General features: G+C 44.8%; 12 protein-coding genes. 5 read left to right on the top strand and 7 right to left on the bottom strand.

Annotated elements, in window-relative coordinates:
• Positions 1–73: 73 nt before the first annotated feature.
• Complete coding sequence (locus tag BLS32_RS10140; RefSeq protein ID WP_091395041.1) at positions 74–1,738, bottom strand: tetratricopeptide repeat protein; 1,665 nt, start codon at positions 1,736–1,738, stop codon at positions 74–76.
• Between the two features lie 243 nt (positions 1,739–1,981).
• On the opposite strand from BLS32_RS10140, the gene BLS32_RS10130 reads away from it, so the two are divergent.
• The 3 genes from BLS32_RS10130 (at position 1,982) to BLS32_RS10120 (ending at position 4,630) form a co-directional block, all read left to right on the top strand.
• On the top strand, positions 1,982–3,004 hold the full coding sequence (locus BLS32_RS10130) for an LLM class flavin-dependent oxidoreductase (RefSeq protein ID WP_091395036.1): 1,023 nt from the start codon (positions 1,982–1,984) through the stop codon (positions 3,002–3,004).
• A gap of 272 nt (positions 3,005–3,276) precedes the next feature.
• Entirely contained in the window at positions 3,277–3,903 is a 627-nt protein-coding gene (locus tag BLS32_RS10125; protein WP_170227600.1) for a DUF1579 family protein, read from the top strand.
• 163 nt (positions 3,904–4,066) lie between these two features.
• Positions 4,067–4,630, top strand: coding sequence for a nuclear transport factor 2 family protein (locus BLS32_RS10120; protein WP_091395030.1), 564 nt, complete (start codon positions 4,067–4,069; stop codon positions 4,628–4,630).
• A gap of 177 nt (positions 4,631–4,807) precedes the next feature.
• Here BLS32_RS10120 and BLS32_RS18625 read toward each other — a convergent pair whose 3' ends face one another.
• Complete coding sequence (locus BLS32_RS18625; protein ID WP_170227599.1) at positions 4,808–4,948, bottom strand: hypothetical protein; 141 nt, start codon at positions 4,946–4,948, stop codon at positions 4,808–4,810.
• 150 nt (positions 4,949–5,098) lie between these two features.
• Between BLS32_RS18625 and BLS32_RS10115 the strand changes: the two genes are divergently transcribed.
• Entirely contained in the window at positions 5,099–5,680 is a 582-nt protein-coding gene (locus BLS32_RS10115) for an HD domain-containing protein (protein WP_091395028.1), read from the top strand.
• Between the two features lies 1 nt (position 5,681).
• Positions 5,682–6,551, top strand: a complete 870-nt coding sequence (locus tag BLS32_RS10110) for a YitT family protein (RefSeq protein ID WP_091395025.1) — start codon at positions 5,682–5,684, stop codon at positions 6,549–6,551.
• 3 nt (positions 6,552–6,554) lie between these two features.
• Here the strand turns inward: BLS32_RS10110 and BLS32_RS10105 are convergent, their stop codons facing one another.
• The 5 genes from BLS32_RS10105 to BLS32_RS10085 all read right to left on the bottom strand — a co-directional run bounded on the left by BLS32_RS10105 (position 6,555) and on the right by BLS32_RS10085 (position 11,171).
• Positions 6,555–7,598 carry an adenylate/guanylate cyclase domain-containing protein gene (locus tag BLS32_RS10105; RefSeq protein ID WP_174799824.1) on the bottom strand — a complete coding sequence of 348 codons (1,044 nt, stop codon included), beginning with the start codon at positions 7,596–7,598 and terminating at the stop codon, positions 6,555–6,557.
• The gene (locus tag BLS32_RS10100; RefSeq protein ID WP_091395022.1) at positions 7,598–7,975 is read right to left on the bottom strand and encodes a response regulator; all 378 of its coding nucleotides are present in this window, start codon (positions 7,973–7,975) and stop codon (positions 7,598–7,600) included. The genes BLS32_RS10105 and BLS32_RS10100 overlap by 1 nt, the downstream gene beginning before the upstream one ends.
• Before the next feature lie 80 nt (positions 7,976–8,055).
• Positions 8,056–9,630, bottom strand: a complete 1,575-nt coding sequence (locus BLS32_RS10095; protein ID WP_217639562.1) for a sensor histidine kinase — start codon at positions 9,628–9,630, stop codon at positions 8,056–8,058.
• Positions 9,631–9,688: 58 nt separating this feature from the next.
• Positions 9,689–10,171 carry a hypothetical protein gene (locus BLS32_RS10090; protein ID WP_091395020.1) on the bottom strand — a complete coding sequence of 161 codons (483 nt, stop codon included), beginning with the start codon at positions 10,169–10,171 and terminating at the stop codon, positions 9,689–9,691.
• Position 10,172: 1 nt separating this feature from the next.
• A complete protein-coding gene (locus tag BLS32_RS10085) occupies positions 10,173–11,171 on the bottom strand; it encodes a hypothetical protein (protein WP_091395018.1) in 999 nt (332 codons plus the stop codon).
• Positions 11,172–11,252: the final 81 nt, after the last annotated feature.

The raw sequence follows: 11,252 nt of genomic DNA, 5'->3' as shown, positions 1-11,252 counted from the left end.
CAAACCCAAACCTGAAAATCGGGCGTGACAAAACGTGACAAAACCATAAAATAAATGTTGCAGGCGCCTGATTTTAAAGCGACGCCAGGTAATGATAGACATTAGTCTCTTTTGAAAGTCCGAGTTTCGCCAAAATGCGTTCTTTGCGTTTTCTGCACGACTCCGGGGTAATGTTCAGCATCGAAGCGATCTCTTTCGTGCTCAAATTCATGTAAATATAAGAGATGTACCGGATGTCATTTACCGTCAGGTTGGTGTGCTTCATTTTTAAGACGGTTAAAAATCCCTGGTTGACTTCTTCGAAATGCGTGATGAAACGATCCCATTCTTTGTCAGATTTCAACTGGTTTTTTAGGGACTTCATTTGTGCTTTCAGCGGTTTGTCATTTGCGACTTGTGGCAAGGCTTGCAGTTCAGACAGGATTTCCTCGATGATTTCATTTCTTCCGGTTAAATACAATGCTTTTGCAGACAATTTCCGGTTTTTGAGTTCCACTTCATTTTTTAATTTCTCCTGCACGAGGTCTGAAATGGCTTTTTCTTCGTTGAATTGCTTTTCGAGCAGCAACGATTCGCTTTTTTCTTTTTCGAGTTCCAGGGCGAGAATGTGTTCGTTGCGTTCGGCGATCAGCTTTTTTTGTTTGAGTTTCAGCGACAAGTTCCTGGCGGTCCATAATATAAAACCGATGATGATGATGACGAACAGCAGCATATAATAAAATATTTTCCGTTCATTGGCCAGTTTCGTTTCATTCAGCGCATATTGGTTTTTGTATTTCTGGAGTTCAAATTTGACTTTGCTGTTTTCAAACAGCCTTTTGTCGTTGATTTCATTGAATCTGGCCGTGGTATTGTAAAGCGAATCTTTGTACATCAGGGCAAGGTCCGGTCGGTTTTTCTTTAAACTGATTTCTGAAAGCTGCGTGAAAAGTGTCGTTTTTGTTTCGAGGTTCGGTTTTTTGTCGAATACTTTGTTGACATAAACCAATGCCATATCTGGATTGTTTTCCTTAACGTATGATTTTGCAATAATCAGCAGCAACTCAGTTTCAATATTATAATATTCGGGATTACCCGTAATTTCCAAAATGTGTTGCGCCAATTGACGTGCAGCTTTTGTGTGGCCTTCCAGCAAATAGCAGTTGGCAAGCCCGCCCTTCGCAAGATTTGCATATTCCGGCTTGTTAATGGCGAGAAGTATTGCTTCATTGTAATAGGTCTTGGCAAGTCCGATATTTTTAGTTTCCACGGCAAGTGTACCCAAATTGATTGCAGCGGTGGTGGCGGTATTGTTGTCCTTGATTTTTTTTGCGGTGTTGTAGACTCTTGTGAAATAACTTTTGGCCTGGTTGTATTTTTTTTCTTTGAAGTAAATGATAGCGATATTGTTCAAAGCCTTGATCTCCTCGCCTGGCGCCAGTTTTCTAACAGCAATATTGTAGGCCTCTAAAAAGTAATTCAGGGCTTCACCATTTTCGGAAAGCCGTAAATAATTGGTTCCGATATTGTTCAATGCAAGAAATTCCTGGCTGTCGAGCGCATTTTTTTTAGCAAGCGTATGCGCCTTGAAAAGCAATTCCAGGGATTGGGTATGGTTGTTTTTTTCAAGCGCGTCGATTCCCGATCTGATCAGGCTGTCGCAGGTTGATTTTACATGATCCTGAGCCTTGACAGCGTGATGGGCAAGCAGCAAAAAAATAAACAGCAGGATTTTTTGTAAATGATATTTCGGATGCATCTAAGGATTCGCTGTTTTCTTCAAATGTATAAAGATATCAAAAGAAATGCTACAACAATACATGTTGCACTGGCCGGCCTCATTTCTACAATAAATGCCAGTGTTACAGCCTATCTGCCTTATGCTTTCAGGCTTTCTCCGCAACGTCAAGATATGGAAAATCTTAACAAAAGAGAAACAGTTTCTATGGAAAGGCAATCGATAATGATGCGTATCTTTGAATTGTATTAATATAGCGAAACTATGAAGAAAATAGGATTTTTATCTTTTGGGCATTGGGCTGACCATCCTTCCTATCAGGCGCGTACGGCAGGCGATACGCTGCTCCAGTCAATAGATCTGGCCGTTGCTGCCGAGGAAATCGGTTTGAATGGCGCGTATTTCCGCGTACACCATTTTGCGAGTCAACTGGCGTCACCATTTCCTTTGCTTTCGGCTATTGGCGCCAAGACAAACAAAATAGAGATTGGAACGGGAGTCATCGATATGCGGTATGAAAACCCACTATATATGGTGGAAGATGCAGGTGCGGCCGACCTGATCTCGGGCGGGCGTTTGCAATTGGGGATCAGCAGGGGATCACCGGAACAGGTCATTGAAGGGTGGCGCCATTTTGGTTACGAACCTAAAGCAGGTGAAACAGATGCAGACATGGGACGCAACAAAGCTTTGGAGTTTCTCGAAAGGCTGAATGGTGTCGGATTTGCACAGCCAAACCCGAACCCGATGTTTCCAAATCCGCCAGGCCTGTTGCGCCTCGAACCGCATTCCAAAGGACTGAGGGAGCGGATCTGGTGGGGTGCAGCATCAAATGCTACCGCTGTCTGGGCAGCCGAAAAAGGGATGTACCTGCAAAGTTCTACACTGAAATATGACGAGAATGGCAAACCTTTCCACATCCAGCAGGCCGAGCAAATCAGGCTGTATAAAGAAGCATGGAAAAAGGCAGGGCACCAGCGTGAAGCAAGGGTTTCTGTAAGCCGCTCGATCTTTCCGCTGGTCACCGATCAGGACAGGCAATACTTTGGACAGCAGGGCAGAGGAGCCGACAGTTTTGGTTATATTGAAAGTGATAAACGGGCCATCTTCGGAAAGAGTTATGCAGCCGAACCCGATAAGCTCATCGCAGAACTGGCTCAGGACGAAGCGATCCGGGAAGCCGATACGCTGCTGCTGACCATACCCAACACTTTGGGCGTTGACTACAATGTCCATGTGCTTTCGGCAATATTGAAATACATCGCACCGGCACTGGGTTGGCGTTAATCTTTTTGAAAATAATACTGCAAAGCCCCGCTTTTTAGAAGGGGCTTTGTTGTTTCAATAGGTAGTCATATTTCTTATGTTTTGAAATTTGCAAGTTCAGGTCTTTTAATGTCGAACGGCACCAAAAAACGTCAGGAATATTAAAGAGGCAAATGCTAAATTGCATAATAACAGCATTTTAATCTAATGCTGCAACATTAAAGGTTATGGATGTAACATCGGCTGGCAGGCTTCAGATACCTTTACAGTCCCAACCTATTATAAACCTACTTATGGAATTCCTGAAAACAAGTTACAGCCACACGAAAAATTTTCAAACTACAACTTTTACAATGCCTGACAAAGAAGAAATGACGGTTGTACACAGGCTAGTCAAAACGCCCACATTGTCAGAAAAGATAGAAGTCCGCCGCATGCAGCTCGTTACCAATGCAGCAAATGAAAAACTTCATAAGTGCCCCGAAACGCTTCCGCAGGAAGAAATGAAACTGCTGTCGATGCTTGCAGGACAATGGGAACTGTGTGGTGCCGACAGCGCTGATTCCGGCAGCGACCGATGCAGGATCAACGGTACTGAAAGGTATGACTGGGTTCCCGGTGGGCATTTCCTTTCAGGGGATTGGAACATGCTGTTTGGCGCTGAAACGTCTAAAGGGGTATGCATTATGGGCTATCATGCCGTAAAAAAGCACCTGTACCTGACCAATTTTGACGATGCCGGTTATGTGCGCCATTACAAAGTGAAAGTTTGCGGAAACGACTGGCAAATCACCGGAAATCGGGAACGCATCAACATTCATTTCGCGTCCGATAATCAAAGCTATACCGAAAGACGCGAAATCTCGACAGATAATGAAACTTGGAAACTGCATTGCACTATTGAAGCCGTAAAAGTCTAGCGGTCATCCCGGTTGAATAAAAAGCTTAAAAATCCCCTGTTGCTGCATGCAAAGGGGATTTTTTTATTCAGGCAAATCCCGGATTCTTTAGTATAGGTATTTTGGCTTCAGCCGGATTGTAACAAAAGGTGTTTCTGCTGTACTAACACATAAATCAATCATCATGAAATCAAAGATTATTTCATCCGTTCACCTTTCTGGCCCGGGTCATGACTTCCAAAACAACAATTGTCCAAGCGGGTGTAAAAAATCAATCTTCACGTTTATTTTCGGCAGCCTGCTTTTATTTGGAACAGCCGGACAGGCACAGGCATCCGCTGAACGCTACACTCCGAAGCCGTATGTACCCGCAGATGAACCGCTCTACAAGACCATCACAACTTTAGACAGCCTGTATTTTGATACCTACAACCATTGCAAGCTCGACAAAATGACCGAACTCACTGCCGATGATATCGAGTTTTACCACGACCGCGGCGGACTCACCACATCAAAAAAGGAACTCATTGAATCCATCCATAAAAACATCTGTGGAAAGGTGACCCGGAAATTAACCAAAGGCAGCATCGAAGTATATTCCATTCCCAATTATGGGGCTGTTGAGATTGGTTACCACAGTTTTGTAAATACAGCAGAGCAGGGCGAAAGCCATCCCAGTAAATTTATGATTTTCTGGCGTTTGAAAGATGGCATTTGGCAGATCCACCGCGTGGTGAGCCTGCATTGATGGAGGGCCGTCACGCGGTGCTTCCCAAAAAGGCCTCGATGGCGCGGTTGCTATTTTCCGGCCATGGTGAAGAACGCATTGGCAGGGTCTTTTGTTGACCAATGCGATGCATTGGCCTTTCAGTCATACTTCGGGCTGTACCGAAGATATAGCCCAAAGTTTTATTGATGGAATAATTTAATGAATGGGTTCGCGGCTATTGTTAGCAATCGGTTTGGCAGTATTTTCTGCTGCGTAGCGGTCGATAAAAACACGCTGCCCGGTGCTGTCTGTCAGTACTTCTGTATAGAGGGTGTGGTTTTGGGTTTTATGAGTCAAATTGCAACGCTATTCCATACAATTATTGGGCACAGACAAAGCAAGCTTTCTGCCGGCTTGTGCAGGTGCAAATAAAAAAATACGGTCAAATCAGTTCATAGCCGCTACAATTACCTAAAAATTACTATTTTAGCCGGTAATATTTGCTTTATGCTCCAACTACCGGAATCACAATTTATCTTAAAAATGCTGAAGCGTGATTTAGCGCCCGATCTGTATTATCATTCCATTGACCATACCATGGATGTATACGACACATCAAAATTCCTTGCAGAAAAAGAAAGCGTTACCACAGCCGATACCAGGTTGCTACTCTTAGCTGCACTATACCACGATTCTGGCTACCTGCACCAGCGGGAAAATCATGAGGACATCTCTTGCAACATCGTTCGCGCGACTTTGCCTGGATTTAATTATGCTGAGGCGGATATCGACACCATTTGCGGGATTATTATGGCGACCAAATTGCCGCAACAGCCGCATTCTTTATTGGAGCAGATCATTTGTGATGCCGATCTGGATTACCTGGGAAGGGATGATTTTTTCGAGATCGGGAACAGGCTCTACCGGGAATTGCAGGCGGCCGGGATTATTGCCAATGAAATCGACTGGGATGCATTACAGGTACAATTTCTCCAAAACCACCATTATTTTACGGCCACCGCCCAAAGTTTGAGGAATGAGAAAAAACAGTCGCATTTAAACCAATTGTTGTCCAATAACAAAATATAAAATGAAAGAACAGCTGATCAAATACGGCCTCATCGATGTGATGTATGTGACTATCGGGATCCTTTTTTGCGGATTTGCGCTCAAAGGTTTCCTGATCCCGAATCATTTCTTTGATGGCGGTGTCACGGGGGTTTCGCTGTTACTGCACGAACTTTACCATTGGAATATTGGTTATGTCATTGTGGTGGTCAATATGCCGTTGGTGCTGATGGCCGCCTTTCAGGTCAATAAAAAGTTTGCTTTCAAAACGCTTCTAGGGATTGTCGGGCTGGCCCTGTGCCTGCTGTTTGTCCCTTATCCGCAAATCACTTCCGATAAATTGCTGGTGTCTATCTTTGGCGGTGCCTTTATGGGAATCGGGATCGGAATGGCCATGCGCGGCGGATATGCGCTTGATGGAGTAGAAGTACTGGCCTTGTACACCGGAAAACGCGTGAGTTTTACGATCAGCGAGATCATCCTGGGCATCAACATTGTCATTTTCCTGATTGCCGCGGTGAAGCTGGGATTGCCAACGGCATTATATTCCATACTGACCTATTACAGCGCATCACGCGCGATCAATTTCGTTGTTGAAGGGATTGAAGAATTTACTGGGGTAACCATTATCTCTGGCCAAAGTGAACTGATCAAGGAAGAGCTCGTGATGCGGCTTGGACGTGGCATCACCGTTTACAAAGGCGAACGCGGTTTCTTAAAAGACAGTTTCAACATCAGCGCACCTTGCGACATTGTTTTTACTGTGGTTACCCGCCTCGAATTGCGGAAACTCAAGAATATTGTTCACGACCTTGACCCGAAAGCATTCGTATTCACGAATGTGATCAAGGAAACCGCAGGCGGCGTATTAAGCAGGAAAGCACGTCATTAAAATTTATTCGGTTACTTCATAAGTTACGACAACCTTCGCTTTGTTCTTCAGCGTAAATTCACCCGCGGGCAAACAGCTGAAAGATTCTTTTGCCTTATGGAAGGTTTCCTCGGTAATAAGGATCTGTCCGGGTTTAGCAACCGATTGCAGCCTTTGAGACAGGTTGACCACATCGCCAATGACGGTATAATCGAGCCGTTTCAATGATTCCGATCCGATATTTCCCGAAACCATTTCGCCCGAATTGATGCCGATAGATATTTCAGGTTTAAAAGTAATGTCTCCGAAAACCAATTCTTCGGCACGGGAAAGCTTATCGCGGATCGCAAGTGCCGCATCAATGGCACGGTCGAGGTGGAATTCGCCACGGAACACGGCCATCACGGCATCGCCCATGAACTTATCGACATGACCATTTTGCAGGATGATCTCGGCAACGATCGTATCAAATATCGAATTTAGCAACGTGACTACCGTATTGGCGGGAATCTTTTCGGTGATTGCCGTAAATCCGCATACGTCCAGAAAAATTACCGTTGCATCAAGCATTTCATTCTTTAAAAGGCTGGTTTCAAACTCCTTATGCGCCATAAAGTTCAGCACATTCTCATCGACATACATTTTGAGGATGTTGTTTTCCTTGATGGCCTGTATGGTTTGCTGGATCTGTTGTACGTATAAAATGGTTTTCTCTATTGTAAGGTCAAGATCGTCGAAATCTACAGGCTTGCATACAAAGTCGAAAGCGCCTTTGTTCATCGCCGAGCGGATGTTCTGCATGTCGCCATAAGCCGAAACCACGACCGCTTTCAATGCAGGATTGGCTTCAGGAAGGCGTGTGAGCAGCGTGAGCCCGTCCATCACCGGCATGTTGATATCACTCAGGATCAGGTCGAGATCCGGGTGCTCCATCACTTTTTGCAGCGCTTCTTCGCCATTCTGTGCGAAAACGAATTCGTAAGCGCCTTCGCGTATTTTTTTACGGAATTTTTGCTTCATCAGGATTTCCAAATCCGGTTCATCATCAACTACCAATATCTTGGCCATTATAGGGAAAGGTGTTTAAGTTTGTCTTTTAACAATGCAAAATCGAGCGGTTTGGTCAGGAAGTCGTTCGCGCCATTGGCAATGGCCTGCCGGTGGTTTTCTTCATCACCATAAGCCGTAACCATCATCACCATGGGTGGTGGTGCACTAAAAGCGGTCCGGATTTTTGAAAGCAGTTCGATGCCACTCATGCCGGGCATGTTGATATCCGACAGGATCAGGATTACTTCCGAATGGTGTGCGCCCAAATACGAAAGCGCTGCTTCCCCGGAAAGGGCAAAATCAAATTCAATTTCCCCACTCCTGATTTCTTTGCGGAAGCGCTGTAAAAACAAGGATTCTACGTCGGCTTCGTCATCTACTACCAATATTTTCATGTGCTTCGCTGGCTTTACTGTGTTGGTTCCTGATTTTTGCGTTTTGCTAATGTAGTGATTCCTGCCTGTTTTAAAAATAGTTATGAATTACTTTTCTGCCCGTTTGGAAGCGTGATCGTAAAGATGCTGTATTCGCCTTCTTTGCTGTCAATGGCAATCGTCCCTCCGTGCTCTTTGACCACGATATCGTAACTGAGGCTTAAACCCAATCCGGTACCTTCGCCTGTTGGTTTGGTTGTAAAGAATGGCTGTAGGATCTTGTCTTTGATCGCATCGGGAATGCCAGTACCATTGTCTTTTACGACAATTTCAACTGCATTTGGGATTTGCCGCGTAGTGACTTCGAGTACGGGCCTGAAGTTGCTGTCGGAAAGCTGCTTTTGCCGTGTGGCATAAAAGGCATTGGTAAACAAATTCAGCAATACCCGGCCTACGTCCTGCGGGATCATCATGGCCTTTGGAAGTGCCGCTTCGAAATTGGTCTTCAGATCGGCGTTGAAGCTTTTGTCTTTTGCCCGCAAACCGTGGTAGGCGAGGCGCAGGTATTCATCTGCCAAGGCATTGACATCAAACGGCTCCTTTATGCCCGAGCTGCTGCGCGAATGCTGGAGCATGCCTTTGACAATGCCATCGGCGCGCTTGCCGTGGTGTGCTATTTTTTCAAGATTGTTTGAAATGTCTTCCAAAAGCTCCGCTTCGAGCGCTTCATCGCGTGCTGTTGGGGCTTTGGCTTTTTCTTCAAGGATTTCTGCGATAAGCTCGATGCTGACTTCCGAAAAATTGTTGACAAAGTTCAATGGGTTCTGGATCTCATGCGCGATGCCGGCAGTGAGTTCTCCCAAAGATGCCATTTTTTCCGATTGGATCAGCTGTGCATGCGTTGTTTTTAATTGGACCAATGTGTCGCTAAGGGTTTCATTCGTGGCAGACAGCACAACATTTTTTTCGTTGAGGTCACTTCTGGTCTTATCCAGGTCGTCAATCATTTTGTTGAATGCTTTTTCAAGCTGGCCAATTTCATCCCGGTGGATGCGTTTGATTTTTTGGTTTAAGTCGCCTTCGCCCACTTTTCGAGCTGCATCGCGTAGCGCAAGCACGGGTACCGAAATATTTTTGGCAAGCCAGAAGCCGAGCAGAATTCCGAAGAGCAGCACGATGCCACTGACAATGACCGACGTAATTTTAATTCGTGCTTTACTGGCCTCGATGCCTTTGGTATTGAAACCGAGCATGATCGAACCCGACAGCATGCCCGTCGAGAACGGCGCCTTTTTAACGATCAGGGAATCATTTGAAGAAATGTTGGGGCTCAGGTGCTCTTTTTCGGGGAAAGTCTTGAATACGGTTTGCTTGATTTTGAATTTGTCACGACTTGCATTCCACACGGTATCGGATTGTACCATGCTGATAAATTGCAGCCGCGGATCTCCTTTTACAAATTCCATGGCCGTTTGCACGCCTTCAAAGTTTTGCTCGTTGATTGCGATTTTGACGCCGAGCGCAACGGTATTGGCCAGGTTCTGGACTTCATTTTCATAATTATTAACCAATAAGGTGCCTTGCTGCTGTGGAAAGTAATATAGTGTAAAGAACGAGTAGATCAGTACAATGGAGCAGATCGTAAGCCAAATCTTGGTTTTGAGGTTGAAGAGCATCTGTAATTTATTATAATGAGCAATATTCAGAGAACCAATGACGAATCAGGAACGCCCTCTAGAAAGAAGGTTTTCCGTCAATCATCACCGACCGGACATCATTAACTGCCATTGGTTTGTCGATAATACCGATTGCACCTGGGTTTTGCGCAACAAAATTCTGGAGTTCACTGACCGATGTAAAAAAGACAGGTGCTTGTGATTTTCCCTGAAAAACCAATGACAGCCAGTATTTATTGAGCTCATCACCGGTCATGTCGTAAATCTTTGACGAAGTGGTTTTGCCCAATGGGGTGTTTGTTTTCATCAGCGCGATCACCACACGTTTGCCATTTTTCCAGCGTTGTGTTTCGCCCATTAAAACCGACTTGAGTTCCGATTGTTTCATCTCGGCAGGTGCGCCCGAAACATTCCCGATGGCAGTCAGTGTCGCCTGCTGGGCATTGCCTGCCAATGTAAAAAGTAGGCATGCGATCAGGAAGCTGTATTGGATAAAAGCGTTTTTGCCTGTGAATACGGATATGAGTGTTGTCCTTTTCATATTAAAAACCAATAGCGAATTGAGCGGTTACTTTATCTACATTAACGCCAAATTCATTGTCGATGTGCTGGTATTCGAGCTTGACTACAGCCAGGTAATTGATTTCATAACGAAACCCGGCCACAAAAGACTGTTTGTTATTTTTATTATAGTACATTTCCCCATTTTGATACTGGATGTTGTCGTAGCGTACGTACGGAACATATTTTTCTTTTATTTTATACCCGGCATAAATGTATCCGGCGAGTGTGGTCTTTGTACCCGTCGTATCCGTATGGTTTAGTGCAGTAGTCGCTTCCGTAAGCAATTCAAACTTTTTTCCGAACCGGGCAACTGATGCCGAAATTAAATGCTGGTTGACGCGGTGGTCGACATCCATCCCGTGCACGTCGGCACCGGCAGAAATGACGTCGTAATAGTAAGACAGTCCGAGCCTTAGCCTGTCAGCAGGTTTGATGTGAACAGCCGCAGTAACCGATTTGGCCCTATCGTTGTCCTCAACTTCTGAAGAACCCAGCCCGTTGCCCACAAACAGGTTGTAGCCAAATTTCATTCTTCCCAGGTTGCGGCCTTCAAAACCGGCACCAAGGGTGTGCAGCGGAATGATATTCTGTGAAAAAAGCAGTGGTCGGTCGATCGTAGGGAATAAAACCCTACCGTGGTGGTAAGTATCGTTCCAATAATTCAGCGGGGTATGGATTTTACCCAGCACAAGGTTGTGGTTGTCTTTGAGGTTGTAGGTAATAATCACCCTTTCAATGCTGATCGCAAATTCGGAATGCGCTTCTGAATCGTATTTAAAAACCGTTTCCCCAAGGAATGAAATCCGGTCACTGATCGCAGAAGTAATGTATAAATCCTGCTCGCCAAACCCAAAGGTAGCCTTTTTGTTATAAGCTCCTGTCACATCTAAAAAGCCCCTGATCTGCGTAGTCTGGCCGTATGATGCAGCCGCAATAAACAAGTATAAAAAAGGGGTAAAAAGTAGTTTTATTTTCATTTAAAAACGCCTTTGTCTGGTTTTAAGTCGGGTAAAAATATGCTTTTTTTTTATAGTTTGTACAAATACTAAATAAATGTT

The organism is Flavobacterium noncentrifugens (genome assembly GCF_900100375.1).
Taxonomy (GTDB): domain Bacteria; phylum Bacteroidota; class Bacteroidia; order Flavobacteriales; family Flavobacteriaceae; genus Flavobacterium; species Flavobacterium noncentrifugens.
Note: the sequence above shows the minus strand (reverse complement) of the source record. Positions and strands in the feature narration are given on the sequence as shown.